Origin of the sequence: Pseudomonas sp. SF2 (assembly GCF_036858055.1) — a bacterium.
GTDB lineage: Bacteria > Pseudomonadota > Gammaproteobacteria > Pseudomonadales > Pseudomonadaceae > Aquipseudomonas.
Genome location: NZ_JAMBDI010000041.1, coordinates 1 through 26,056 on the forward strand (window position 1 = coordinate 1; position 26,056 = coordinate 26,056).

At 63.8% G+C, this 26,056-nt stretch carries 18 protein-coding genes; 6 read left to right on the forward strand and 12 right to left on the reverse strand.

Annotated features, from left to right (window positions below; all coding sequences use genetic code 11):
• Positions 1-116: 116 nt before the first annotated feature.
• The 9 genes from M2S36_RS21295 to M2S36_RS21335 all read right to left on the reverse strand — a co-directional run bounded on the left by M2S36_RS21295 (position 117) and on the right by M2S36_RS21335 (position 17,196).
• Positions 117-890, reverse strand: coding sequence for an enoyl-CoA hydratase (locus M2S36_RS21295; protein WP_207831593.1), 774 nt, complete (start codon positions 888-890; stop codon positions 117-119).
• 13 nt (positions 891-903) lie between these two features.
• Entirely contained in the window at positions 904-2,031 is a 1,128-nt protein-coding gene (locus tag M2S36_RS21300) for an acyl-CoA dehydrogenase (RefSeq protein ID WP_025338375.1), read from the reverse strand.
• A gap of 8 nt (positions 2,032-2,039) precedes the next feature.
• A complete protein-coding gene (locus tag M2S36_RS21305) occupies positions 2,040-3,233 on the reverse strand; it encodes an acetyl-CoA C-acyltransferase (protein WP_087502979.1) in 1,194 nt (397 codons plus the stop codon).
• A gap of 11 nt (positions 3,234-3,244) precedes the next feature.
• On the reverse strand, positions 3,245-4,012 hold the full coding sequence (locus M2S36_RS21310; RefSeq protein ID WP_207831597.1) for an SDR family NAD(P)-dependent oxidoreductase: 768 nt from the start codon (positions 4,010-4,012) through the stop codon (positions 3,245-3,247).
• A 13-nt stretch (positions 4,013-4,025) separates the two neighbouring features.
• The gene (locus M2S36_RS21315; RefSeq protein WP_333957803.1) at positions 4,026-5,672 is read right to left on the reverse strand and encodes an acyl-CoA synthetase; all 1,647 of its coding nucleotides are present in this window, start codon (positions 5,670-5,672) and stop codon (positions 4,026-4,028) included.
• 128 nt (positions 5,673-5,800) lie between these two features.
• Positions 5,801-10,186, reverse strand: coding sequence for an NEL-type E3 ubiquitin ligase domain-containing protein (locus tag M2S36_RS21320; RefSeq protein ID WP_333957804.1), 4,386 nt, complete (start codon positions 10,184-10,186; stop codon positions 5,801-5,803).
• A gap of 460 nt (positions 10,187-10,646) precedes the next feature.
• Positions 10,647-15,167, reverse strand: a complete 4,521-nt coding sequence (locus M2S36_RS21325) for an NEL-type E3 ubiquitin ligase domain-containing protein (RefSeq protein ID WP_333957805.1) — start codon at positions 15,165-15,167, stop codon at positions 10,647-10,649.
• Between the two features lie 78 nt (positions 15,168-15,245).
• On the reverse strand, positions 15,246-16,268 hold the full coding sequence (locus tag M2S36_RS21330) for an AraC family transcriptional regulator (protein ID WP_207831605.1): 1,023 nt from the start codon (positions 16,266-16,268) through the stop codon (positions 15,246-15,248).
• A 64-nt stretch (positions 16,269-16,332) separates the two neighbouring features.
• Positions 16,333-17,196, reverse strand: a complete 864-nt coding sequence (locus M2S36_RS21335) for a LysR substrate-binding domain-containing protein (RefSeq protein WP_207831608.1) — start codon at positions 17,194-17,196, stop codon at positions 16,333-16,335.
• A 112-nt stretch (positions 17,197-17,308) separates the two neighbouring features.
• Here M2S36_RS21335 and M2S36_RS21340 point away from each other — a divergent pair, with 112 nt between their 5' ends.
• From M2S36_RS21340 to panB, 3 genes are all read left to right on the forward strand, one after another.
• Positions 17,309-18,415, forward strand: a complete 1,107-nt coding sequence (locus M2S36_RS21340) for a 2-aminoethylphosphonate--pyruvate transaminase (protein WP_333957806.1) — start codon at positions 17,309-17,311, stop codon at positions 18,413-18,415.
• A 34-nt stretch (positions 18,416-18,449) separates the two neighbouring features.
• Entirely contained in the window at positions 18,450-19,277 is an 828-nt protein-coding gene (gene phnX, locus M2S36_RS21345) for a phosphonoacetaldehyde hydrolase (protein WP_207831612.1), read from the forward strand.
• Positions 19,278-19,401: 124 nt separating this feature from the next.
• Positions 19,402-20,217, forward strand: a complete 816-nt coding sequence (panB, locus tag M2S36_RS21350; protein WP_207831614.1) for a 3-methyl-2-oxobutanoate hydroxymethyltransferase — start codon at positions 19,402-19,404, stop codon at positions 20,215-20,217.
• Here the strand turns inward: panB and M2S36_RS21355 are convergent.
• Together M2S36_RS21355 and M2S36_RS21360 are read right to left on the reverse strand one after the other, a co-directional pair.
• Positions 20,205-21,611: an aminotransferase-like domain-containing protein gene (locus M2S36_RS21355; protein ID WP_333957807.1), complete on the reverse strand. Its 1,407-nt coding sequence runs from the start codon at positions 21,609-21,611 to the stop codon at positions 20,205-20,207. The two genes, panB and M2S36_RS21355, sit on opposite strands and share 13 nt — an antisense overlap.
• An 81-nt stretch (positions 21,612-21,692) precedes the next feature.
• Entirely contained in the window at positions 21,693-22,757 is a 1,065-nt protein-coding gene (locus tag M2S36_RS21360; RefSeq protein WP_207831618.1) for an AI-2E family transporter, read from the reverse strand.
• Between the two features lie 133 nt (positions 22,758-22,890).
• Here M2S36_RS21360 and trhP point away from each other — a divergent pair, with 133 nt between their 5' ends.
• Positions 22,891-24,210 carry a prephenate-dependent tRNA uridine(34) hydroxylase TrhP gene (gene trhP, locus M2S36_RS21365; RefSeq protein WP_207831620.1) on the forward strand — a complete coding sequence of 440 codons (1,320 nt, stop codon included), beginning with the start codon at positions 22,891-22,893 and terminating at the stop codon, positions 24,208-24,210.
• Between the two features lie 9 nt (positions 24,211-24,219).
• On the opposite strand, the gene M2S36_RS21370 is transcribed toward trhP, so the two are convergent.
• On the reverse strand, positions 24,220-24,870 hold the full coding sequence (locus M2S36_RS21370; protein WP_207831622.1) for a hypothetical protein: 651 nt from the start codon (positions 24,868-24,870) through the stop codon (positions 24,220-24,222).
• Positions 24,871-25,108: 238 nt separating this feature from the next.
• Here M2S36_RS21370 and M2S36_RS21375 point away from each other — a divergent pair, with 238 nt between their 5' ends.
• Positions 25,109-25,537: a DUF411 domain-containing protein gene (locus M2S36_RS21375; protein WP_207831809.1), complete on the forward strand. Its 429-nt coding sequence runs from the start codon at positions 25,109-25,111 to the stop codon at positions 25,535-25,537.
• Entirely contained in the window at positions 25,537-25,974 is a 438-nt protein-coding gene (locus M2S36_RS21380; RefSeq protein ID WP_207831624.1) for a YqaA family protein, read from the forward strand. The genes M2S36_RS21375 and M2S36_RS21380 overlap by 1 nt, the downstream gene beginning before the upstream one ends.
• Positions 25,975-26,056 lie beyond the last annotated feature (82 nt).

Below are 26,056 nucleotides of genomic sequence, written 5' to 3' on the forward strand. Positions count from 1 at the left end.
AACAAATGTAGGAGCGAGCTTCGCTCGCGATGCGCCGCGCGGGCGGCGCTCGATCTCACAGGCGCCGGACCTCTCAAGGCATGCACCCACAGGCCCAGCGCAAAACCCCAACCAGATCAACAATCCTTGAACTGCGCCTCACGCTTGGCAATGAACGCAGCCATACCTTCTTTCTGGTCTTCAGTGGCAAACGCCGCATGGAACACCCGTCGCTCAAAGCGCACACCCTCGCTAAGGGTGACTTCGAATGCACGATTGACGCTCTCTTTCACCATCATGCTCACCGGAATCGACTTGCTGGCAATGGTCGCCGCCACCTTCAGCGCCTCTTCCACCAGCTCCGCCTGCGGCACGATACGCGCCACCAAGCCAGCACGCTCGGCTTCCTCAGCGCCCATCAGGCGACCGGTCAGGCACAGTTCCATGGCCTTGGCCTTGCCCACCGCGCGGGTCAGGCGCTGGGTGCCGCCCATGCCCGGCAGCACGCCAAGGTTGATTTCCGGCTGGCCGAACCTGGCATTGTCCGCCGCCAGGATGAAGTCACACATCATCGCCAGCTCGCAGCCGCCGCCCAGGGCAAAACCGGACACTGCAGCAATGATCGGCTTGCGCCGGTTGGCAATACGGTCGGAATCGCTGAACAGGTCGTCAACGTAGATTTGCGGGTATTGCAGCTCGGCCATTTCCTTGATGTCGGCGCCAGCGGCAAAAGCCTTGGCGGAGCCGGTCAGCACCACGCAGCCGATGTTCGGGTCACGCTCGAGCTGGTCCAGGGCCTGGTTGATCTCGCCGACGATCTGCGCGTTCAGCGCGTTCAGCGCCTGCGGGCGGTTGAGGGTGATCAGGCCGACCTTGCCGTGGATGTCCAACAGGATGGTTTCGAATGCCATGCAGACTGCTCCTTCAAAGATTGCGCGCAATGACCATGCGCTGAATGTCGCTGGTGCCTTCGTAGATCTGGCAAACCCGAACGTCGCGGTAGATCCGCTCCAGCGGGAAGTCACTCAGATAGCCATAACCGCCCAGGGTCTGCAAGGCATCCGAACAGACCTTTTCGGCCATTTCCGAGGCAAACAGCTTGGCCATCGAGGCCTCCACCAATGCCGGGCGCCCGGCATCACGCAGTGCGGCAGCATGCAGCACCATCTGCCGAGCCACGGCAATCTTCGTCGCCATGTCGGCCAGGCGGAAAGCCACCGCCTGGTGCTCGATCAGCGCCTTGCCGAAGCTCTGCCGCTCGTTGGCATAGTCGCGCGCCACTTCGAACGCAGCACGGGCCATGCCCACCGCCTGCGAGGCGATGCCGATGCGGCCGCCTTCGAGGTTGGCCAGGGCGATCTTGTAGCCCTCGCCTTCGGCGCCCAGGCGGTTGGCCACCGGCACACGCACATTGTCGAAGACGATCTGGCAGGTGTCGGAGGCGTGCTGGCCGAGCTTGTCCTCGACCCGCGCCACTTGATAGCCGGGCGAATCGGTAGGCACGATGAAGGCGCTGATACCGCGCTTGCCAGCGTCCGGGTCGGTCACGGCGAACACGATCACCACCCCGGCGTTCTGCCCGGAGGTGATGAACTGCTTGCTGCCGTTGAGCACGTAGTGGTCGCCATCCAGACGAGCACGGGTCTTCAGGCTGCTGGCGTCGGAGCCGGCCTGCGGTTCGGTCAGGGCGAAGGCACCGAGCATCGCACCGCTGGCCAGCGGGGTAAGGAACTGCTCTTTCTGCTGCTCGCTGCCAAAACGCAGGATCGGCACACAGCCCACCGAGTTGTGCACGCTCATGATGGTCGAGCAGGCGCCATCACCGGCGGCGATTTCTTCCAGAGCCATGGCATAGGCCACGTAACCGGTGTCGCTGCCGCCCCACTGCTCCGGCACCAGCATGCCGAACAGGCCCAGCTCGGCCATCTCCTCGATGGCCTCCTTGGGGAAGCGGTGTTCCTTGTCCCATTGCTCGGCAAACGGCTTCAGGCGCTCCTGGGCAAAGGCGCGTACCGCGTCGGCGATCTGTTGTTGCTCGTCAGTTACCAGCATGCTTCACCTCAGTACAGGCATTCGACAGCCATGGCCGTGGCCTCGCCACCGCCGATGCAGATGGCCGCCACGCCACGGCGCAGGTTGTTCTGGCGCAGGGCCGACAGCAGGGTCACCAGGATGCGCGCACCGGAAGCGCCGATCGGGTGGCCGAGGGCACAGGCGCCGCCATGGATATTGACCTTGTCGTGTGCCAGGTCGAGGTGCTTCATGGCCGCCAGGGTAACCACGGCGAAGGCCTCGTTGATCTCGAACAGGTCGACCTCGGCCAGATTCCAGCCAGTGCGTTTCATCAGCTTGTCGATGGCACCGATCGGCGCGGTCGGGAACAGAGCCGGGGTGTCGGCGAAGGCGGCGTGGCCGTGGATCACCGCCAGCGGCTTGAGGCCGCGCTTGTCGGCTTCGGAGCGGCGCATCAGCACCAGCGCCGCAGCGCCGTCGGAAATCGAGCTGGAGTTGGCGGCGGTTACCGTGCCGCCTTCGCGGAAGGCCGGCTTGAGCTGCGGGATCTTGTCCAGGCGCGCCTTGGGCGGCTGTTCATCGTCCTTGATGACGCGCCTTTCCTTACCCTCGGTGACTTCCACCGGCACGATCTCGGCAGCAAACCGGCCACTCTTGATTGCGTCCTGGGCACGGGTCAGCGAGGCAATGGCGAACTGGTCCTGGGCTTCGCGGCTGAAGGCGTTGGCCTGCGCGCAGTCTTCGGCAAAGGTGCCCATCAGGCGGCCTTTGTCGTAGGCGTCCTCCAGGCCATCCATGAACATGTGGTCGATGATCTTGCCGTGGCCCATGCGGTAGCCGCCACGGGCCTTGTCCAGCAGGTACGGCGCGTTGGTCATGCTTTCCATGCCACCGGCCACCACCACATCGGCGGTGCCGGCCAGCAGCAGGTCATGGGCCATGATCGCCGCCTGCATGCCCGAACCGCACATCTTGTTCAGGGTTGTGCAGGTGGTGTGCTTGTCCAGCCCGGCGCCCAGCGCGGCCTGGCGGGCCGGGGCCTGGCCCTGGCCGGCCGGCAGCACGCAGCCGAACAGCACCTGTTCGACACTGGCGGCATCGATGCCGGCGCGCTCCACGGCGCCACGGATGGCCGCGCTGCCCAGTTGCGGTGCAGTCAGGCTCTTGAGGTCGCCCTGCAGGCCACCCATGGGCGTACGCACGGCGCTGACGATAACGATCGGGTCATTGGCGAGGGTCATGTTCGTTCTCCTTACTTGGCAGCCATGCGCAGTGCACCGTCGAGGCGAATCACCTCACCGTTGAGCATGCTGTTCTCGATGATGTGACGGGCCAGCGCGGCGTATTCCTGCGGGCGACCCAGGCGCGGCGGGAACGGTACACCGGCAGCCAGCGAGGCGCGTACTTCCTCGGTCATGCCGGCCATCATCGGCGTTTCGAAGATGCCAGGGGCAATGGTCATTACACGGATGCCGAAGCGCGCCAGTTCACGCGCGGTCGGCAAGGTCAGGCTGGCGATGGCACCCTTGGAAGCTGCGTAGGCGGCCTGCCCGATCTGGCCGTCATAGGCGGCGATGGAAGCGGTGTTGATGATCACCCCGCGCTCGCCACCCTCATCGGCAGCCCCTTCGGCCATGGCCGCAGCGGCCAGGCGCAGCAGGTTGAAACTGCCGATCAGGTTGACGTTGATGACCTTGGCGAAGCTGGCCAGGCCATGCGGGCCCTGTTTGCCCAATACCTTTTCGGCACCGACGATGCCGGCGCAGTTGACCAGCCCATGAATGCTGCCAAAAGCGCTGACGGCCGCATCGACCGCCGCCTGCGCCGCTTGCTCGTCGCTGATGTCGGCCACTGCGAAACGGGCGTTGTCGCCCAGCTCGCGGGCCTTGGCTTCCACGGCCTGGGCATTGAGGTCGACCAGCATGACCTTGGCGCCGGCCTCGACCAGCATCTGCGCGGTTGCCGCGCCCAGCCCGGAGGCGGCGCCGCTGACGATGAAGTGTTTGTTGGCTATTTGCATGATCGGTTTCCTTTCAGGCGCTGGCAGGGGTGGCCTGTTGCGCTTGTTGTTTGGCGACTTCCTGATTGCGCAGGATGAAGCGTTGCAGCTTGCCGCTCGGGGTCTTGGGCAGCTCGCTGACGAATTCGATTTCTCTTGGGTAAGCATGGGCGTACAGGCGTTGGCGCACGTGCTGGCGCAAAGCCTCTTCAAGCTCGGCGCTGCCCTGGCAACCGCTGGCCAATACCACGAAGGCCTTGATCAACTCGGTACGCTCGGGGTCCGGTTTGCCAATCACCGCCGCTTCGATCACCGCCGGGTGCTCGATCAGGGCGCTCTCCACGTCGAACGGGCCGACCCGGTAGCCGGAAGTGGTGATCACATCGTCGCTGCGGCCGACGAAGCTGATGCTGCCGTCCTGGTTCAGCTCGACGGTGTCGCCGCTGAGGTAGTACTTGCCGACGAAGGCTTTGGTCGGCAGGCCGTGGTAGCCCGCGAACCAGCACAGCGGCGACTGCTCGCGGTCGACCGCGAGGATACCCGGCTGACCGGCGGGCAGCTCGTGGCCCTGCTCGTCCAGCACCACGATGCGGTGACCAGGGATGGCGAAGCCTGCCGAGCCGAGATGTACCGGGTGCTGCAGGCCATGGTGGTTGCACAGCACCATGCCCAGCTCGGTCTGCCCGTAGTGATCGTGGATGGTCACACCCAGTTCGTCGGCGAACCAGCGGATCACTTCCGGGTTGAGCGGTTCGCCAGCACTGCTCACCACTCGCAGGCGGCCCTTGATCGGCGCGGCGAAACCATCCCCGGCAGCAATCAGCAGGCGGTACGCGGTGGGCGAGCCGGCCAGGTTGGTGATGCCCAGCTTGTCGATCACCCGCGCGCAGCTTTCAACACTGAACGGGCCATCGTAGAAGGTGGTGGCATGGCCCAGCGACAGCGGCCCAGTGACTGCGTAATACAGGCCATAGGCCCAGCCCGGGTCGGCCAGGTTCCAGAAGTTGTCCTCGGGGCGCAGATCGATGGCATCGCGCATGTAGCCCTGGAACGCGACGATGGCGCGCAGCGGCACTTCCAGCGGTTTGGCCGGGCCGGTGGTGCCGGAGGTGAACATCAGCAGGAACGGGTCGTTGCCCGAGCGCATCACCGGCTCGCATACGTCTGCGGCACTGTCCAGACACTGCTGGAAGTCCAGCTCGCCGCTGCGGGCCTTGACAGTGATGATGGTCGGGCAGGCGTGCACATCGTCCAGCTTGGCGCGGTTGTGGCTGTCGGTGATGACCACGCGGGCATGGGATTGCTCAAGCCGGTGCTCGATAGCCTTGGGGCCGAACGCAGTGAACAGCGGCTGGTACACCGCGCCGAGGCGCCAGGTAGCGAGAATGGTAACAAGCAGCTCGGGGGTTCGCGGCATCAGCCCGGCAACCCGATCACCGGGGCCTACGCCCTGCGTCTTGAGCACGTTGGCGAAGCGGGCGGCCTGGTTTTTGAGCTGATCGAAGCTGTAGCGGGCACTGTTGCCATCGCGGTCTTCGTAGATCAGCGCCAGCTTGCCCTCACCGGCATGGTGGTCACAGCATTCGACACAGGCATTGAGGGCTTCGAGGTTGCCATGCAATGCCGCCGCAGCGGCCTGGGCATGGTCGAACGCACGAGCGGCCTCGGCGTAATCGCGCATCGTCGGACTCCTGGTTTCTTGTTTTTGGAGTGAACCATCGGTCCGATGATGTTCGCGCCGCGCAGGCGGCGCGACAATGGCCAAAGCTGTCAATCTGGATGATCGGTTTGGCCGCTTGTACAGGATTGCTACACAGGGGTTTCCAATGCTTCGCGGGTCAGTCTCAAGGCCAGTGCGGCTAACGCCATCTCGCGCTCCCTTCGCAGGTTCGTGGCCTGACGCAGGTACTCCTGATGACCCAATGCTGCTTCACTGGTGGCTGCCGACTCCCACTGGGTTTCGACAGCCTGCCATCGTTTCTGGAACGCATCATCGATGGCGGAGAATGCCTCGGCGTGCTGTTCACGCAAGGCTGCTACCCAGAAGTCGCGCTGACTGATGAAGACAGCCCGCTCCTCGCCCGTTTCGGCGCTCAGTACCTGCTGATAAGCGTTGTCCAGATCCGCTTGGGTGACACCTGCCAGAGAGCCGAACAGCATGTTTCTCGGCTGCCCCAGCAGGTTCAGGCGCTCGGCCAGGCCGGTGCGGAAGGCCAGGCTCACCTCCACCTCCTCCTCTGCGTGCGTAACCTGCCACTGCCCGCTTCCGTAACGTTCATCCATGAACGCCCGGGCCAGGGCATTGACCCTCTCCAGGCGGAACAGCCGCTGGGCAAGTTGCATGCGCTCGACGCTGGTGGCACCGGGCGCGCCGTTGTGAGTGAACTGCGACACGTGCATCTGCACCTCAAGGTTGCTGAAACAATGCGCCACACTGTCGGCGCACGTACGCGGATCAGCGGCAATGTCGAACAAGTCCTGACGAATGCGAGGGTCCTCGGCGGCCGCTCCGACAACGCGCCAGACCCGCTCGGCAGTAGCCTGCGCAGCGGCCCTGAAATCGGCACTCTCGACCAACTCGTCGAGCAGACCGAAGAACGCGTCACTACCCGGCATGGCACGTAGCGTGTCCCACTGCGTACTACGGGCCGTGTAATCAGCTGCATCAAGGGTCGACAGCCACCTGTTGGCGGACAGTGCAGGCTCGACATTCTCGATAGGCGCCAAGCGATGTCGAAGCAATTGGCTGTCAAGTGTCGCAACAACCGGGTTGCCAGTAAGCACCATCATTTGCCGCCGCATCACGCGGGAGCGCAGCAGTGCGGGTGGCAGGGCTTCGATCTGGTTATTGCGAAAATCGATGAACGTGAGCCGTTCGCAGCGTTCGAGCTCTTCGGGCATCGCCCGCAGGCCGGCACTTCGCATGACCAGCGCATGCAAGTCAGCCAGTCGCCCGACCCGCAAGGTAGCGGCGCCGAGCGGGTTGTCACTCAGGTCGAGGTGGCGCAACGCGGTAAGGCCGGCCAGCACATCGGCCTGTGCCTGTGTCAGACGCAGACGGTTACCGGCCAGGGTCAGCTCGCGCAGATCGTGAAGGCGTTCCAGCCCCTGTGGCAGCGCGTGAAGTTCGTTGAAACTCAGGTCCAGGTTCTGCAGGGAGGGGAAATTCTCAAGGAAGCCCGCGGGCAACACCGTGAGCCGCAAATTGACCAGGGTCAAACGCGTCACATGAGAAAAGTCAGTGCCCGCAGGAATATCGGGCAAATCCCCCAACGGCCAATTGGAAAGGGACAAACGCATGCTCCAGCGTGGGTCCTCCCCGTTTTCGCCCTCCACGTCATCCTCGATCCGCGGCCCCTCCAGGCGCCAGACACGGCGAATTTCGTCGCCGGCCGACGTGCGCAGCCTCCACTGCCCGGCATCCCCCTGTCGCGCCCAGGCTCTCAAGCTGCGGTCCAGCGCTGCATATTCCATTTCCTGCCGCAGCAAGGTGGTAAAGGGAGAGGCCCTGCGTAGAAGCAAGAAGTGAATGAACCGCTCGACCTGTGCTTCGCTGAAACCGGGGTAAAGGCTACGTACCCGGCGCCGCAGGGTACACGCCGGTGACTCCATGCACGAAAGCACAGGGCCGAGGGGGTAACCCACACGGCCATCGCCCAGGCGCTGGATCATTGCGCCCAGTGGCCTGGCTTCTCGCCAGTCCAGCAATGCAAGCAAGGCCTTGCGATCACGCGGCAACCAGGCCTGCATACTGGCCCGGATGAGGCCAGGCACGTCTTTACCAACCCAACCCGAACGCTGAAGGAAACTGTCAGAAAGTACTGCCGCCAGTACTTCGAACACACCTTGCGGCTCCGCAACCTCAAGCTCGCTGGCCAGGCCTCTTTCGTCATACAGTTGGAAGCTGCCGTCTTTCCATACCAGGTCGAAGGTCTGAGTTGCATCACCAAAGGCTGGCAACAACCGGTCCTGCACCGCGCCAGTGGAAGTCCGGTCGCGCAACACCAGGTTCATCTTTTCTGCGGCAACGCCTTGGCTTCGCAGAAGCGCAAACACCAGACGCACCAGGTCGGCACAATAGCTGCCCTGCAGGTACAAGGCCTCGCGCATTCTTACCAGCCGCACCTCCAGCAGCAGGAGCCGCGCCTGCTGGGCCAAAGCCAACGGCAAGCGGAAATCCTCGACCATCCGCTGGCGCATGAACGGCGAAGCGGCTTTGAGCAGCTCCCGCGCATAAGCCTTGGGCAGGCCGGGGAAGTCGCGCCGGATCACCGCCGTCGCCGGGTCGTCTGGCAGGCTGGCTTCGGCGAAATGATCAAGCATGGGCTGACGCAAGCGCTGAGCCGCCTCGTGGATTGCATCCATCTGTTCGGCCGGGTCCTGGCCCTGCAGCGACAACTCCTCGATGCACCAACTCAGGCGCTCGGCGTATTGCGGCCCTTCACTGGTCTGAGCAAAAAAGGCTTCATTCTCAGCCTGCACCGCAAACCGCTGCAGCGTGTCTCGCAGCGCGACCGGCAGCGGCCGGCTTTCCACCAGCAACTGCCGCAGCATCGCTTCATCCAGCCCGGCCACTGTCAGGATTTGCCCGACCTGCTCGTCAGACAGTGCCCTGGCAGCTGGCCACAGGGCGGTCAACAGCCTGGCATTGCCCTGCCACTCCAGGGGACGGTCAATCCGCAGCCACCAGCCACGCTCGCCATTGCCTCGCAAAGCCGGGCCGAACCGTTCGGTGCCATCCTGATGCAGCAACCGCCAGCTCCCTTCGCGGTCCTGGCGCACAGCGTAGAAGGTGCCCTGGTCATGCCACCAGAGCTGGTCGTCCCCAGAAAACAAGCCATCGTGCCGCTCGGTCAGCGAAATGTCGGAGCCTGCCGTACGATAAGGGCTCAGGGTATTCTGCCAGAGCCGCTGCGAGCCCGACTCGGTGGTAACGGGCTCGAGAGTGTCGGCAAAGGCGCAGCGGATGGTATGGATTCCCGCTGCGGCCGTTCCCAGCACAGCTACCGATGCGACCAGGTCCACCAGATGCTCCAGCGCCTCATGCCGATGCCCCTGCGCCCAGTGGCTGGCGCCTTCATAAACCTGGGTCAGCAACTGCCTGGCGAAGTCGCCCAGCAGCACGGCATTGATGGCTGGCACGAACAGCCCTGCCAGGCCAACCAGCGCCAGCCCCGCCTCCTGGAGCGCTGCCAGCCGGTCAGTGCTGGCGCGCCGGTCCACCTCAGCCGTTGGCACCGCCAGGAAGCGGGCGTCTTCCCTGATGCGCGAGGCATGTCGCCTGGCCGCATCGAGGAAGGGATCATCCTTTAGCGCTAGCCGGGATGGCTGCAGGTCCGGTTGATCGTCACTCAAGCGCTTATCCAGTAACGTCAGGAATTGAGCCCGCTGGCTTAATGCGATGCGCTGGACGAACGCGCTTCTGAATGGCTCGTCCCGCATGTGCCGGACCAGCGCATCATTCACCGCATCCCAGTCAGCAAAACGCCGCAAGGGCTGCTCATGGTCGTCCGGCAAGTACAGGATCACGCCCTTGAGGCTGTCTGGCGGGCCAGCCGGGAAATCACTCTGCCGACGCGGCGGTTCGACCAGTTCGAAGGCCATGGCACCTTCCACTCGGCAGTCGAGAACCTGCACGGTTCTGGCAATGCCATTCCAGCCCTGGGCATGGCGAGCCGCCTTGCCCTGGACAAGCAGACGGAGCATGTCCAGATCACTGTTTTTGAGCTGTGCCCGCAGCGCGGCGATTTCAATGACCAACGCCAGACCAGTGCGTTGATCATTGCCCAGGGCCGTGGTCAGTTCCGGTGTCAGCACCTGGTCAAGATGGCGCTGGTAAGCACCGCCGACATCGGTGTCCCGACACAAGGCGACCAGGTCATCGATCTGCCAGGTCAGTACCTGTGCCGATGAGCCATCGGCCGGTTGCTGCCTGATGACCGCCGTCTGTTCGAAGAACGACTCGCCATCCGTGAAGTTCTGCAACAATTTCTGCAACAACGGCTCGTAGACCAGCACCTGCTGCAGGTCCGGGGGCAACAGTCCCGGTAAGGGGTCGAACGGCCGAGCGATGGCGCGAAGGCGCTCTTCACGCCACACCACCTTGTCCAGGTCGAGTTGCACCTCGAGTTTCGCTTCGATGGCGGGACCGAGGCGCGCCTTGGCGAATTGATCGAGCGGCAGCAAGCGGCCCAATAACGGTGCCAGCTGCTTGCGGCTCGCCAGGTGAGCAGTCGACGCTGCACGCAGTGCATTGATCGATTCCTTCCTGGCCTTCTTCAGCCATTCAGGCAGTATCTCGACAATGAAGTCGTTTACCGGGTAGGCAAGCTTGGCATGTTCGTGCAGTTCAGGCATGGCGATCTCCAGGCGACAGGGAAGGCGATCACCCTCCTCCTGCACGAGCGCTTCGTGCAGGAGGAAATTCGGCTAGGCAAGATCGAGCCTGGGCGCATGGGAGGTTGCCCAGCCCTTTGGGCTGCGCTGTAGCGTAGGGAACCGAGTTCTCAAGCGGTCCGCGTACCCTGTGGGAGCGGCTTTAGCCGCGAAGAATCCAACGCGGTGCATGGCACCGNNCCGCTCCCACAGGGATCGCGCCAGCCTCTAGAAATTGAGCAAGACAGTTGCTCCCACACGGCCCCCCTGAATCAATGACTTATGTGTTGTTCTGCGAGAGGGCCGGCACGTTCATTTCATCCTGGGTGAGCCGTAAGGCAAGCGCATCGTAGGCTTGCTCGGTATCCCGACGCAGCTGCTTGCAGCGTTGGACATACGCGCCGCTGCCCAGGGCTTCTTTCTCTTCCTCAAGCACGTCGATCTGCTTGCTGAAGTCGCTGGAGATCTGCTCGAATGCCTCGGGGTAGCGTTCACGCAGGTACGCCTGCCAGTAGTCTCGCTGGCTGATGTAGCGAACCCGCTCATCACCCGCTTCGGCGTTCAGGACTGCCAGGTAGACGCGATCCAGGTCCTCACTGGCCACGCCGGCAACCTGGTGGAACTGCATGCTGCGCGGTTGCCCGATCAGGTTCAGGCGGCTTGCCAGGCCTGTACGATAGGCCAGGCTGACCTCGACCTCATCCACCCCTCGCCCTTCGGCCAGCCGTGCCTGGAAATCAGCACGGGCAAAGTGCTCCACCTGATCGAGACGGAACAGGCGCTGTGCCAACTCCAGGCGGGCATTACGCGTGGCGACCGGGTTTTCACCATGAGTCACCTGCAGTACCCGCATTCGGATTTCGAGCTGACTGAAACAGTGCGCCACGCTGTCGACACAGGTACGCGGGTCTGCAGCCCGCTCGAACAGTTCATCACGAATCAGTGTATTGCTGGTCGCAGCGTCTATCATCGCCCACACCCTTCGCGACAGGTCGTCACGGGCCACACGAAAATCGGAACTCTCGGTCAGCTCTGCCAGTAGCTGGAAGAACTGCACATGCCCAGGTTCACCCTGCAGGGCATCCCACTGTGCAGCCTTGGCCGCCTGCTCGGGCTCGGCGAGCGCCCCAAGCCAGGTGGTTCGTGCCCGCAAAGGATCTGCAGCTTCAGCAGGCTCTTCAGCATCGGGAACCTGGCCATGGGCATGTTCCGCCTCCGGTCCAAGGAGACGCTCACGATCGGCTGCCGTCAGCGGATTACCATCGACCCACACCGCCCGACGCAAGGCCAACGGCGCATCGAGTAACGCCTGTGGCAGGCTGGATATCTGATTGCCGCGCAGATCGGCATACTCGAGCAGGCCACACCACTCCAGCCCCCTTGGCACCGCCTGCAGACCTGCCCGGCTCAGATGTAGCTCTCGCAGGCGCGATAACTGATTGAAGCGCAGGCTGATCGAGCCGAGCATGTTTTCACTCAGGTCGAGGATGCGCAGACGGGCCAGGCCCGCCAGCGCGTCGACATGTGGTGCCGTCAGCCGGATCCGGTTGCGGGGCAGCCGCAGATGGCGCAGGCGCGTCAGCCCGGCGAGGCCTTCCGGAATCGCACGCAAGGCATTGTTGCCAAGGTCCAGGCGGCGCAGCTCGGGGAAGGTGCGCAGAAAGCCGGCTGGAAGAGACTCCAGGCGCATACCGACCAGTACCATGTCCGTAATGTGGGTAAAATCCGTCCCCTCCGGCAGGGTCGGCAGGCTGCCCGCCGGCACGCCGATGATGCTGAGCCGCATTCCTCCGGGCTCACCATTGCGATAGATCACCCTCTCCCCTTCAAGGCGCCAGGCACGGCGAAGTGCATCGGCAACCGCCTGCCGGTGGCCACGGGTTGTCTCGGCAACTGCGTCAGTCCAAAGCCGCAGGGCTTGATCCATCCGTCGATAATCCCCCTCCTGACGCAACAGCGTGGTATAGGCCGAGCTCGATTGTGCCAATAGCAGCTGCAGGTACCGCTCTACCTCCTCATCATCGAAGGCGGGATAGAGGCTACCGATACGACGCCGCAGAACCTGCCCGTGCGCTTGACTGGAAGCGCCCCTGCCACTTAGCAGATAACCTGCCCGCCCATCGGCCAGACGATGCATGAGGGGCGCCATGGGCCTGGCCTCACGCCAGCCGAGCAGTCGTATCAGTTCCAGGCGGTCACGTGGCAGCCAAGTCTGAAACGATGAGCGGATACGCCCGGCAGCGTCCTCGCCCGTCCAGCCTTGGCGTTGCAGGAACGTGGGCGGCAGACAGGCCGCAAGTACCTCGAAAAGCCCCTCAGGCTGGGCGACCTCGATGTCGCGGGTACGGCCCATGTCGTCGAACAGTTCGAAGCGCCCCTCACGCCATACCATTTCCGTCACGGACTGCGCGCCATTGCGCTCAGGGAAAAGCCGATCCAGTACCGGCCCGGTTGCAGAGCCCTCGCGCAGCACCAGGTTCACCCCACCCGGTGTCAAGCCGCGGCGGCGTAGCAAGGAGAACGCCAGGGATACTGCATCGGCACGATAACTGTTAGGTAGATAAAGTACTTCGCGCATCCTGGTCAGGCGCGCCTGTTGCAGCGCGCCGCGCGCCCGCTCGGCCAATGCCAGCGGCACTCGCGCTTCGTTGGTCATGCGTTCGCGCGATTCGGCACTGGCGCTTTTCAGCAGATCCAGCGCATAGGCATCTGGCAGTCCGGGGAAGCTGCCCTTGAGTGTGGCCAGCAGTGGATCAGGGGCAAGGTAACGCTGGGCGAAATGCTCCAGCATCGGCCCGCGCAACCGTTCGGCCGACTGGCGGATCGACCGGGTTTGCTCTACCAGGTTCTCCCCTTGCAGTTCCAACGTGTCGATACACCACTGCAACGCTTCGGTGTCGTCGCCTGCCACATCCACTTGCGCAAAGAACGCATCGACCCGGGCATCGGCAGCAAAGCGCTCCAGCGTATCGCGCAACCTGATGGGCAGGGGGCGGCCCTCCACCCATAGCCCACGCAAATACGCCTCGTCCACATCCGCTACCGCCAGGATCTGAGTGATCCGCTCCGCATCCAGCTCTGCTGCGCCAGGCCAGAGACCTTTGACCAGCCTCTGCGCCCCCTGCCACGCCAGCGGACGCTCCCAGGCAAGCCGCCAGGCACGCTCACCATTGCTTTCCAGCGCCGGCCCGAACACGCCTGGCCCGTCGCGATGCAGCAATCGCCAAGTGCCCGCCGCATCGCGGCGTACCCTGTAAAGCACAGCGTCGCGCCGCCACCAGTAGGCCTGGCCATCGCTGAGCAGCCCATTGTCCAGTTCAATCAAGGATGCCGTGGTCGAGCGCTGCTCATAAGGTTGCAGGTCGTAGCGCCACAGTCGCTGCTCGCCCGCCTCGGTGGTAACCGGCTCCAGCTGCTCGACAAAGGTACTGCGCAGCACCTGACCACCTGCTGTGACGGTGGCGCCAGTGGCCAGTGTCGCTGCGACCTCCAGCAGGTGCTCCGTCGCTTCGTGCTGGTGCCCCTGCAGCCAGTCGCCGCTCCCCTCGAACACATGGCCAAGCACCTGTCGGGCCAGGTCAACCAGCAGCAAGGCGCCAACGACTGGCACGAACAGACCCACCAGGTTCAGCAATACCAGGCCCGCCGTTTCCAGTGCCTGCAATCGCGCTGCGGCCGACCGGGCATTCGCCTGCGCCGTCGGCACAGCCAGGAAAGCAGCATCCGCCTCGATACGTCGCACGTGTCTGGCAGCCAAGCTTGCAAAAAGCTCACCGTCACTGGCAAGCAAGCCGGGCTCCAGGTCCGGCTCGTCATCCTGCAGGCGCTTGCGCAGCAGCAGTTGATAGTCCACCTGCTTGTCCAGGGCGATGCGTCGGGCAATTGCCTTTCGAAAATCGGCACCGCACATCAACCTGGCCAAGGTACGGTTTGCCGATGCCCAGTCGTCGAACCGTTGAAAGGGTTGCTCCCGATCATCTGGCAGATAGAGCAGCACCGCCTGCAAGCGATCCGGATTGAAAACCAGGCCAGGCATACCGCTAACGGTGCCAGTCCACTCGAATGCCAGTGCGCCGTCCACGGCTTGCCCAAGCACCTGCAAGACGCCCATACCCAGGCGCAGGCTCGAAGGCAACTGTGCAGGTTCGCCCTTGCCTAGCTGGCGTAGCATCCGTAGATCGCTGCCCGCCAATTGCCCTTTCATGGCCGCGATCTCGACAGCTGCCGCCATGCACAGCCGCGTATCCTTGGCCAACTGGCGCCTGAAGGCTGGCGTCAGCGTTTGCTTCAAGTGCTCCTGGTAAGCCTTACCCACATCCACCCTGCGGCACAGACTGACGATTTCATCGATCCGTTGGGTGAGAACCTGCTCAGCACCATCTGGTGCTTGCCCCTCACGGATCACCGCTGTCTGCTCGAAATAGGACTCGCCATTCTTGAAGTTCTGCAAGAGTTTCTGCAGCAGCGGCACCGTCACGAAATACGACTCGAAATTGCGCACCGAGCCCTGCACGACCTCCAGCCGGCGGCGTTCTTCCCGCCATCGGTCGTGGGTCACATCGATGTCCAGCTTCAGCTGATCCTTCAGCGCCTGCTCCAGGCGCTGGGCGGCAAACTGCTCGAGCGGCTGCAGCGCCTGCAGGGCCGCAGCCATGTCCTTCTGGCTCTGCAGATGCGCCGTCATGCTGGCACGCAAGGCCTGGACCTGCTCATGCGCAGCGTTTTTCAGCCATGGGGGCAAGTGTTCGCCAATGAAGTCATCAGCCGGGTGCAGCAGTTTTGCGGGGATCCTGTCGGGCATGGTCGAATACCTCTGAATGGTTCGACCTGCCAGCCTGAACCTGCTCAGGGCATCCCGGCAGCGGGAAGGGCTGGCTCCTCAGCGCAGCCCATCTCGCGCCTGGATCACGGCACGGTAGTGCCCTGGGTTGCAGCCGAACCATTTGCGAAATGCCTTGTAGAACGAGCTGCTGTCGGCAAAGCCCAGGTGCTCGGCGATCTCGGCCATGGGCCGTTCACCCTGGCTGAGCCAGGCGATGGCCAGTTCGCGCCGCACACTGTCCTTCAACCCTTGGTAAGTCTGCCCCTCCTCTCCCAGGCGTCGGCGCAATGTCGAGGCTGACAGACTCAATTGGCGGGCCACGGCATCGGCATCGGGCCATGCGCCAGGGTCCAGGTGCAACAGGTTGGTACGGATACGCCGCCCCAGGCTGGCCGGATCACGATATTTGACAAGAATGTTGCCAGGCGCCTCGGCCAGAAAGCGCTGCAGGTCATCTGCCGAGCGCCGCAGCGGCAGGTCGAGGCAGTCGGCGGCGATGATCATGCGCGTGCGTGGGCGGCCGAATTGCAGGTTTTCCGAGAACATCACCCGGTAGTCATCGCAGAACGGCGGTTCGGCGCAACGCAGGTCCACGGCCAGGATCGGAATTCGCCGCCCCGCCAGCCAGCAGGCCACGCCGTGCACGATCATCCAGAAGGTGAAATAGGTGAAGGCACGCCGAGGTTGGTCCCGCGGCTCGTTGATGACGATCTCGGCCAGGCTCTGCTGGCGTACCAGGCCCGGCTGCAAGTCTTCGAGCATCAGGGACAGAAAGGCCAACAACGTTTCCAACCCTTCGGCCAGGGTTGGTTGGGCCATGCTCGCCCGGCACATGAACGCCAGGCTGCCAGTGCGCAGCCCACGCGGGTCCATGGCGAAAAATTCGTCGTTGCAGCGACGGGCCAACAGCCGCCAGAGGTTTGCGTAGGATTCGGCACTGACCCGGGCCTCGGGCAATTCAAGTTGCCGGATGTCGATACCGGCACGGGCCAGCAAACCAGCATCGGGTTGCCCGGCCGGGCAGGTCTGCAACAGCGCTTCGCGCACCAGTTGCATGGAGATGGTGTCTTTTTCGCTCATCGGCCATCCAGTCTGCTCTATGCCGGCCATCTTAGGCCTGCCCGCAAAAAACACCAGCCCTGACCTACAGGCTGGCAGCCAAACCCAGGAAGGCCTGAATCAGGCGCAATTCACGACGGCGCTCCAGGCAGCCGAGCATGTGCTGATTGACCAGCCCTGCACCGGCCAGCGGGCGTGCCACAACCCTCGGGTCGTTGGCCACCTCGGTGGATGACACCACACCAATGCCCAGCTCCGATGCCACCGCCTCGGTAACCGCCTCACGGCTATCCAGTTCGAGCAACACCTTGGGCTGCACTGCCGCGCTGATACAGGCCTTGTCGAAGGTACGCCGGGTGGTCGAACTCGGCTCGCGCAGCACCATGATCTGCTGGTGCAGCTCGGTCAGTGGCAAGTCGCCTTCGGCGCTGGCCCAGGCGTGCCCCGCCGGCAGCAAGGCGCACAGGCGCGACTCGCAGAGCGGCTGCAGGTGCAGGCCCTTGCGCGGTTCGATCTCGGTCAGCACCGCCACATCGGCATGCTCGCCGAGCAGTGCGGCCAAGGTTTCCTGGGCATTGCCCAGGCGCAGGTTCACCGTGATGCCCGGGTAACGCTCACGCAGTACCGCGAGCATCGGCATGACCCGGTGCGGGCCATCGGCAGCCACCTCAAGACGCCCGGTCAGCAACTGGCGGTTGGCCTCGAGCATGGCCTGCGCCTCTTCGGCAAGGCCGAACATGGCGCGGGTTATCGCCGCCAGGCGGGTGCCCTCTTCGGTCAGTTCCACCCGCCGGGCAGTGCGGCGCAGCAAGGTGATCTGGTAATGCTCCTCCAGCGCCTTGACGTGGCCAGTCACTGCCGGCTGGCTGATGAACAGCCGCGCCGCAGCGCGGGTGAAGCTGCCTTCACGGGCAACGGCGTCGAAGGCACGCAGCTGGAACAGGTTCATTTCTATCGACCTGACTTATAGCTCGGATAACAACAAACAATTTGATTGATACAACCGGGAATTGCAACCTAGGCCCCGTAGTTTCAGCCCACCGCTTGTGAGGAATAACGGAATGAGCAACGCCCCGATTCTGCTTACCCCCGGTCCCCTGACCACATCAATCCGCACCCGCCAAGCCATGCTGGTGGACTGGGGCTCCTGGGACCGCGACTTCAACCAACTGACTGCCAGTGTCTGCGAGCAACTGCTGGCGATCATCGACGGCAGCGCCAGCCACCACTGCGTGCCCCTGCAAGGCAGCGGCACCTTCGCCGTGGAAGCGGCTATCGGTACCTTGGTGCCGCGGGACGGCAAGGTGCTGGTGCTGATCAACGGCGCTTATGGCCAGCGCCTGGCAAAGATCTGCAAGGTACTGGGCCGCGCCTACAGCACCTTCGAAACCGCCGAGGACCAGCCGACCACTGCCGCCGACGTCGACCGCCTGCTGGCCACCGACCCGGGCATTACCCATGTCGCGCTGATCCACTGCGAAACCAGCACCGGCATCCTCAACCCGCTGCCCGAGATCGCCCAGGTGATCAAAGGCCACGGCAAGCGCCTGATCATCGACGCCATGAGCTCGTTCGGTGCGTTGCCGATCGACGCCCGCAAAATCCCCTTCGAAGCGCTGATCGCCGCTTCCGGCAAGTGCCTGGAAGGCGTACCCGGCATGGGCTTCGTATTCGCCGAAAAAACCGCCCTGGCTGCCGCCGAAGGCAATGCCCATTCGCTGGCCATGGACCTGCACGACCAGCACACCTACATGGCCAGGACCGGCCAGTGGCGCTTCACCCCGCCGACCCATGTGGTCGCCGCCCTGCACGAAGCGCTGCAGCAGTACAACGAGGAAGGTGGCCTGCCGGCGCGCCACCAGCGCTACGCCGACAACTGCAAGACCCTGCTCGACGGCATGGCTGCCATCGGCCTGCGCAGCTTCCTGCCCGCCGAGATCCAGGCGCCGATCATCGTCACCTTCCACGCACCGAAGGATGCCCGCTACCAGTTCAAGGACTTCTACGAGCGAGTCAAGGCCAAGGGTTTCATCCTCTACCCGGGCAAGCTGACCCAGGTGGAAACCTTCCGCGTCGGCTGCATCGGCGTGGTCGGAGCGGATGGCATGCAGGCCGCCGTGAATGCCGTGGCCGAGGTGCTGCGGGAAATGGAAGTGCTGGACATCTGACCCTTTGCCCACCCGATCTCAGGAACAAGCGCACATGAACTACAGCAACCCCACCCAGCTGCAAGCCGCCATCCTCGACTGGGCCGGCACCGTGGTCGACTTCGGCTCCTTTGCCCCGACCCAGATCTTTGTCGAAGCCTTTGCCGAATTCGATGTGCAGGTGTCCATCGAAGAAGCCCGTGGCCCGATGGGCATGGGCAAGTGGGACCACATCCGCACCCTGTGCGATGTGCCGGAAATTGCCGAGCGCTACCGCAAGGTATTCGGCCGCACCCCGACCGACGATGATGTCACCGCCATCTACAACCGCTTCATGCCACTGCAGATCGAGAAGATCGCCGTGCACTCGGCGCTGATCCCCGGGGCCCTGGAAACCCTCACCGGGCTGCGCCAGGACGGCCTGAAGATCGGCTCGTGCTCGGGCTACCCGAAGGTGGTGATGGACAAGGTGGTGGAACTGGCCGCGCAGAACGGCTACGTGGCCGACCATGTGGTGGCCACCGACGAAACCCCGAACGGCCGCCCATGGCCGGCCCAGGCCCTGGCCAACGTGATCGCGCTGGGTATCGACGATGTGGCGGCGTGCGTGAAGGTCGACGACACCGTGCCGGGCATTCTCGAAGGCCGCCGCGCCGGCATGTGGACCGTGGCCCTGGTGTGCTCGGGCAATGCCCTGGGGCTGACCTGGGAAGGCTACCGCGCGCTGAGCGCCGAGAAGCTGGAAAGCGAGCGCCAGCGCATCCACGCACTGTTCGCCGGCAGCCGTCCGCACTACCTGATCGACACCATCAACGAACTGCCCGAAGTGATCGCCGACATCAACCGCCGCCTGGCCAAGGGCGAGATGCCGCAAACCTCCTGAGCCGGCATTGGGGCCGCTTTGCGGCCCCTTGTTCTGGGTTGCGATCTGGCCCGAATCTGTACATTGAGTTGCCACTGAAATTGCCAAAACATGGGCCCTCCCTGTCCTGAGATGCCCAGCCCCAATGAGCACACACACCCGCACCCGCCGCCTGACAATCCCGCAACTGGTGGCCATGAAAGGTCAGCAGAAGATCGTCTCGCTGACCGCCTACTCCAGCACCATCGCTCAAGTGATCGACCCGCTGGTCGACTTCATCCTGGTCGGCGACTCCACGGCCATGGTCGGCTACGGTCGACCCTCCACCCTAGGCATGCGCCTGGACGAGACCATTGCCCATACCCGCGCCGTGGTCGACAGCACCCGCCTGGCCTGCGTGATCGCCGACATGCCGTTCGGCAGCTACCAGGAGTCCCATGAACAGGCGTTTCGCAACTGCGCCAAGGTACTGGCCAGCAGCGGCTGCGATGCCGTCAAGCTGGAGGCCAACCAGGCGTTGGCGAGCACCGTCGAGTTCCTTGTCGCCCGTGGCATCCCGGTAATGGCGCACATCGGCCTGATGCCCCAGTTCGTCAATGCCATGGGGGGTTACAAGGCCCAGGGGCTGAGCGAGGACAGTGCTGCAACGCTACGGGCCGACGCGCAGGCCAACCTGCGCGCCGGCGCTTTCAGCCTGTTGCTCGAAGGCGTGGCCGAGCCAGTGGCCCGCGCCATCACCGAAGCCAGCGCCAAACCGACCATTGGTATTGGCGCCTCACCCGCCTGCGATGGCCAGGTGCTGGTGACCGAAGACCTGCTAGGTCTGGGCAGCGCTCATGTACCGCGCTTCGTCAAGCAGTATGCCGACGTCGGCCAGGTAATCCGCGAGGCCTGTAACAGCTATGCGCAAGAAGTACGCAACGGCATGTTTCCAACCCGGCAACACTGCTACGGCGTTTGAGCTTCATCCTCGATGGCCTTGACCAGGCATTGCAAGGCCAAGGCAATATCCTTGCTCCAGTCCACGCTGCAACACAGCCGCAGGTGGCTGCGCCAAAGGCCGCACTGGCTGAAGATTTCCCCTGGAGCAATGACGATGCGCTGCGTCAGCAACCGGGCGAAGACCCGGCGCATGTCCACCGGGCGGGTCGCCTGCAACCACAGGCTGGCCCCGCCCTGCGGCTCGACGATATGCAGGCGCCCCTGGCCGTGCGTCTGCAATAGCGCCGCCATCTGTTGCAGGCGTTCCTGCAGCATGGGCCGCAACCGCTGTAAATGCTGCTCAAGCCGGCGCGAGGTGAACAGCCTGGCGATCGCTCGCTGACGAATGGGTGAAAGGCGGAAGGCGCGCTCAAGAAAGAGCTGCTGCAAGCGATCGACATGATGCCGGCATAGCAGATAGCCAAAGGGCGCCTCTGCACCAATCAGCTTGTCGAAGGTAGAGAACACCAGCAGCCGGTCGGGGTCGGCGAAGTCGCGGTAGCGTGGCGCTGCCGGATGGAAACACAACTCGCCGTAAGCATCGTTTTCGAAAAGCCACACATTGCACTCGGCCAGCCATTGGCAGATCTGCTGCTTGTCTGCTGCCGGCATCAGCCCACCTTGTGGCACGTTGGCCGCCGACGACAGCACGGCCAGGCGAACCGGTTGATCGCACAGCAACTGGTGAAAGTGCTGCAGGTCGAAACGCCCGTCTTCACCCAATGGCACTTCAATGATGGTCATGCCTGCCGCCTGCAACTGCCGCAATACCGCCCAGTTGCAAGGCGACTCCACCAGCGCCACCTGGCCCTCGAGGCCGAGGGCGCGCAATGCCAATTCAAGGACGCTGCGCAGGTCTGCACCGATGAACACCTGGTTGGCCTGCCAGTAGTGCTGCGCCGAATGGGTGTAGCGGTCGGCCAGCACGCTGCGCAGCTCCGGCTCACCGAACGGTTGGTACAGGGGGGCCTGTGCACGTGGGTACTGGCGCGCCAGTTCGCGCTCGATCATCAGCAGTGGCTGCTCCAGCGACAGCAGCATGGCTGGCGCATCACTGCCCAAGGCGAGCATACCCGGCTGACGGGCGCTGGCGAATACCGTGTCAAGCAGGCCCGGGGAATGCCCGCGCAATGCAGATGGGCGAGTGCGGGTGAAGTAGCCCTGCTTGGGACGTGCATACACCCGCCCTTCATCTTCGAGCAGCGCATAGGCGTACTTGGTGCTGGATACCGAAACGCCAAGGCGCCGAGCCAGCTCGCGCAGCGACGGTAGGCGTTGTTCCACGTTGCATGGGGCTGCCTCGATCCGCTCGAGCAGGTAGCGGTAAACCGCTTGGTAGGTGTATTCGGGGTTGCTGTTCGGCCTGTTTTCCATAACCTGATCCATGCACGGCATTTTATAGGAGCGTCCTTGTGTCGCGCCTACACTGAACCCGACAGGCCCGCCGGTAAAGCCCTACTGTGGCAACTGCACCTGCGGCTTGGTCGCGGCAAAGATCGCCCAGCTCGACACGAACAGCGCCGCGATCAACGGCCCGATCACGAAGCCGTTGAGCCCGAACACCGCCAGCCCGCCCAGCGTCGACACCAGGATCAGGTAGTCCGGCATGCGCGTGTCCTTACCCACCAGGATCGGCCGCAGCAGGTTATCCACCAAACCGATCACCAGCACGCCGAATGCGGTCAGGATCAGCCCCGGCAATATCGCCCCGGTCAGCAGGAAATACGCCGCCACCGGCGCCCACACGATCCCCGCCCCTACCGCCGGCAACAGCGACAGAAACGCCATCAGTACCGCCCACACCAGCGCACTCGGGATATCCAGCACCCAGAAGATGAAACCGCCCAGCGCCCCCTGGGTAATGGCCACCAGCACGTTGCCTTTCACCGTCGCCCGCACCACACGGTTGAACTTCAGCTGCAAACGGCGCTTCTGCTGCTCGGGCAGCGGCACCGCCAGACGCACCTGGCGGGCCACCTCCGCGCCTTCGCGCAGGAAGAAGAACAACAGGTACATCATGATGCCGAAGCTGATCACGAACTCGAATGTTCCCTGCCCAAAGTTGAACGCCTGGCTGGCCAGCACCTGGCTACCCTGGGTGGCCCACTTGCTGATCTTGTCGCGCAGCCCGTCGAGGTTGCCCATGCCCATGCTGTCCAGGCCCTGCTGGGCAAACGCCGGGAGCATGTCCTTGCCGCGCTCGACATAACCGGCAATATCCAGCTCCCCGTGCTCGATGCGCTGGTACAGGGCGGCGCCCTCCTGCACCAGCAGTGCACTGGTGATGATCACCGGCAGGATCGCCACCAGCAGGCATACCAGCAAGGTGGTAGCCGCGGCCAGGTTGCGCCGGCGGCCGAAACGCAGCAGCAGGTGACGCTGCAGCGGGGCGAACAGGATGCCGAGTATCACCGCCCAGAAGATCGCACCGTAATACGGCAGCAGGATCCAGACGAAGGCAATGGTCACCAGCGCCAGCAGTACTGCCAGGGCTTTGTTCTGCAGGGCGGTCTGGTTCATCGCGGGTCCTCGCATGGCTTATGCGGTATTAGTGCACCACGTCTGGGCAAAAGTGCCGCTTTTCCCTTGATGCAAATCAATACGCGCCGTGTCCGCCAGCCCTAGCATCCTCGCCTTTTGCCCCGGTGCGCACATGAACCCTACCGCCAAGCCCGAACTGCTGGCCCCCGCCGGCACCCTCAAGACCATGCGCTACGCCTTTGCCTATGGTGCCGACGCGGTCTACGCCGGCCAGCCGCGCTACAGCTTGCGGGTGCGCAACAACGAGTTCGACCATGCCAACCTGGCCCTGGGTATCCAGGAGGCGCATGCCCTGGGCAAACGCTTCTACGTGGTGGTCAACATTGCCCCGCACAATGCCAAGCTCAAGACCTTCCTCAAAGACCTGGCACCGGTGATCGAGATGGCGCCGGATGCGCTGATCATGTCCGACCCCGGCCTGATCATGCTGGTGCGCCAGCACTTCCCGCAAATGGCGGTGCACCTGTCGGTGCAGGCCAACACGGTCAACTGGGCCAGTGTGCAGTTCTGGCAGCGGCTGGGCCTGAGCCGGGTGATCCTGTCGCGCGAACTGTCGCTCGAAGAGATCGAGGAAATCCGCCAGCAGGTGCCGGACATGGAGCTGGAGGTATTCGTCCACGGCGCCCTGTGCATGGCCTACTCCGGCCGTTGCCTGCTGTCAGGCTACCTCAACAAGCGCGATGCCAACCAGGGCACCTGCACCAACGCCTGCCGCTGGAAGTACGACGCCACCCCCGCCACCGAGAATGCCACCGGCGACATCGTGCGCGAAGTGCAACCGACCCTGGGCCTGGGTGCGCCGACCGAGCAGGTATTCCTGCTGCAGGAGAGCAACCGCCCCGGCAGCGAAATGCCAGCGTTCGAAGACGAGCACGGCACCTACATCATGAACGCCAAGGACCTGCGCGCCATCCAGCACGTCGGGCGCCTGGCCACCATGGGCGTGCACTCGCTGAAAATCGAAGGCCGCACCAAGTCGCACTTCTATTGCGCCCGCGCCGTGCAGTCGTACCGCCAGGCGATCGACGATGCGGTGGCTGGGCGGCCCTTCGACCGCTCACTCATGGACAACCTCGAATCCCTGGCCCAACGCGGTTACACCGAAGGTTTTTTGCGCCGCCACGTGCACGACGAATACCAGAACTACCAGCGCGGCAACTCGGTGTCCGAGCGCCAGCAGTTCGTTGGCGAGCTGACCGGGGAGCGCGTCGACGGCCTGGCCGAAGTCAAGGTGAAGAACCGCTTCGCCGTGGGCGACCACCTGGAACTGATGACCCCGCGCGGCAACTACCACTTCGATCTCGAGCACATGAGCAACGGCCAGCAGCAACCGCTGCAGGTCGCCCCGGGCGATGGCCACACCATCTACCTTCCTGTTCCCGAACAGGTGCCGTTGGCATACGGCCTGTTGATGCGTGACCTGCCAACTTGAGCGAGGTGGCTAGAGTTCAATCCTGGTAACGGCGCCAAGCCGTCGGGCGCCCAACTCTTTACGGATCTGCTGACGAAAAGCGGCAAAACGTTCCACATCGAAACGGTAAGCAGTACCAGTGTTCCACACGACGATGTCACGCTGGGTCTCGCTCCAGAATCCGAAGTCCCGTAACTCGACGGTGCCGTTGAAACGGAAGGCGTAGACCGCCAGATGGATCTGGCCGGTCTCGTCCTTCTGGCAGGGGGTTATCAGAAACGATGAGGCGACGTCGTCCTGCCAGCCAGACTGCAAAAACTTCCTGGCGTGTGCACTGATTCGCAATTCCTGCATGGACGCACGCGCCAGCTGGGCCAACAGCGTCGGTGTGCTGCCTGTGCCGATGGGCCCGAGCCTGGTATCGAAGTCGTCATGGTCCCTGATGACCTGGGGCGGTAACTCCAGGGCGGCCGTCCTTACGCAGCCATGTTTCTCCAGGCGATTGCGGAAGCGGTCGAACCAACTCTTCCATAGCTCGTCCCGGTCGAGGAAGCGGCTTGCGAACTCGTCGGCATGGTCCAGCAACGTTTGCACGTCCAGGCGCTCCTCTTCAGACAGGTTTGGTCCGATACCAATCAGATTGGTCTTGGAGTACAACAGGCAGTCCAGTGGTAGGGTCATGATCAACCAGGCTCTCGGATAGGTCGGCCAAACGTTAGCCCGCATGCTGGCGGGCCGGCATCCGGAACCAGTACCTGGCAGATAAACCGGCCGCGCTGCGACTGGGGGCCACTTGCGCTATGCTGCTGGCCAACCGCTGGATACTGGACCGAACCACGGGCCGCAACGACGCCGGACGCAAGCAAGGCGCAGGCCTGGTCACTGGTGTCCACCTGTGTTTCCAAAGGAGTGCTTCATGATGCTGCATAAACACTTGCTGACCCTGGGCTTGCTGGCCGTCACCGGCCTGGCCCAGGCCGCCGAGACCATCGACGTCTACCGCGACCCCAACTGCGGCTGCTGCAAGGCCTGGATCAGCCACCTGCGCGACAACGGCTTCACCGTCAACGACCATGTCGAGCCGAACATGAGCGAGGTCAAGCAACGCCTGGGCGTGGCACCACGCCTGGCGTCGTGCCATACCGGGGTGATCGATGGCAAGTTCGTCGAAGGCCACGTGCCGGCCGAGCAGGTGCGCCTGCTGGCCAAGCGCAACGACCTCAAGGGCCTGGCCGTACCAGGCATGCCCATGGGCTCGCCCGGCATGGAAATGGGTGACCACAAGGATGCCTACCAGGTCATCGGCGTGACCCAGGACGGCAAGGACACCGTGGTTGCCAACTACTGATGCTCAGCCTGTGGGCGCTGTTCCTCAGCGCCTTCGGCGCCGCCACCCTGCTACCGCTGCAATCGGAGGCCGTGCTGGTCGGTCTTTTGCTGCGCCAGCCCGAGGCCTGGGCCACCCTGCTGCTGGTGGCTACCCTGGGCAATGTGCTGGGCTCGGTGGTCAACTGGGTGCTGGGGCGGGCCATCGAGCACCTGCGTGACAAGCGCTGGTTTCCGTTCAGCCCTGCCCAGCTGGAGCGCGCGCAGCAGCGCTACCAGCGCTGGGGGCAATGGTCGCTGCTGCTCAGCTGGATGCCGGTGATCGGCGACCCGCTGACGCTGATCGCTGGCATCATGCGTGAGCCGTTCTGGCGCTTCCTGCTGCTTGTGGCCCTGGCCAAGGCCGGGCGCTATGCGGTGCTGACGATGGTCACCCTGGGCTGGTTTCACGCCTGGTAAAACCTGTTGGGCTGACAGGCGTATGTCGTGAGATGTTCGGCGCCTGTGAGATCGAGCGCCGCCCGCGCGGCGCATCGCGAGC

Excerpts from the sequence above, each read along its gene's own strand:
- M2S36_RS21295 (WP_207831593.1), bottom strand. The coding sequence starts at position 890 with ATGGCATTCGAAACCATCCTGTTGGACATCCACGGCAAGGTCGGCCTG.
- M2S36_RS21300 (WP_025338375.1), bottom strand. The coding sequence starts at position 2,031 with ATGCTGGTAACTGACGAGCAACAACAGATCGCCGACGCGGTACGCGCC.
- M2S36_RS21305 (WP_087502979.1), bottom strand. The coding sequence starts at position 3,233 with ATGACCCTCGCCAATGACCCGATCGTTATCGTCAGCGCCGTGCGTACG.
- M2S36_RS21310 (WP_207831597.1), bottom strand. The coding sequence starts at position 4,012 with ATGCAAATAGCCAACAAACACTTCATCGTCAGCGGCGCCGCCTCCGGG.
- M2S36_RS21315 (WP_333957803.1), bottom strand. The coding sequence starts at position 5,672 with ATGCGCGATTACGCCGAGGCCGCTCGTGCGTTCGACCATGCCCAGGCC.
- M2S36_RS21325 (WP_333957805.1), bottom strand. The coding sequence starts at position 15,167 with ATGCCCGACAGGATCCCCGCAAAACTGCTGCACCCGGCTGATGACTTC.
- M2S36_RS21330 (WP_207831605.1), bottom strand. The coding sequence starts at position 16,268 with ATGAGCGAAAAAGACACCATCTCCATGCAACTGGTGCGCGAAGCGCTG.
- M2S36_RS21335 (WP_207831608.1), bottom strand. The coding sequence starts at position 17,196 with ATGAACCTGTTCCAGCTGCGTGCCTTCGACGCCGTTGCCCGTGAAGGC.
- M2S36_RS21340 (WP_333957806.1), top strand. The coding sequence starts at position 17,309 with ATGAGCAACGCCCCGATTCTGCTTACCCCCGGTCCCCTGACCACATCA.
- phnX (WP_207831612.1), top strand. The coding sequence starts at position 18,450 with ATGAACTACAGCAACCCCACCCAGCTGCAAGCCGCCATCCTCGACTGG.
- panB (WP_207831614.1), top strand. The coding sequence starts at position 19,402 with ATGAGCACACACACCCGCACCCGCCGCCTGACAATCCCGCAACTGGTG.
- M2S36_RS21355 (WP_333957807.1), bottom strand. The coding sequence starts at position 21,611 with ATGGAAAACAGGCCGAACAGCAACCCCGAATACACCTACCAAGCGGTT.
- M2S36_RS21360 (WP_207831618.1), bottom strand. The coding sequence starts at position 22,757 with ATGAACCAGACCGCCCTGCAGAACAAAGCCCTGGCAGTACTGCTGGCG.
- trhP (WP_207831620.1), top strand. The coding sequence starts at position 22,891 with ATGAACCCTACCGCCAAGCCCGAACTGCTGGCCCCCGCCGGCACCCTC.
- M2S36_RS21370 (WP_207831622.1), bottom strand. The coding sequence starts at position 24,870 with ATGACCCTACCACTGGACTGCCTGTTGTACTCCAAGACCAATCTGATT.
- M2S36_RS21375 (WP_207831809.1), top strand. The coding sequence starts at position 25,109 with ATGCTGCATAAACACTTGCTGACCCTGGGCTTGCTGGCCGTCACCGGC.
- M2S36_RS21380 (WP_207831624.1), top strand. The coding sequence starts at position 25,537 with ATGCTCAGCCTGTGGGCGCTGTTCCTCAGCGCCTTCGGCGCCGCCACC.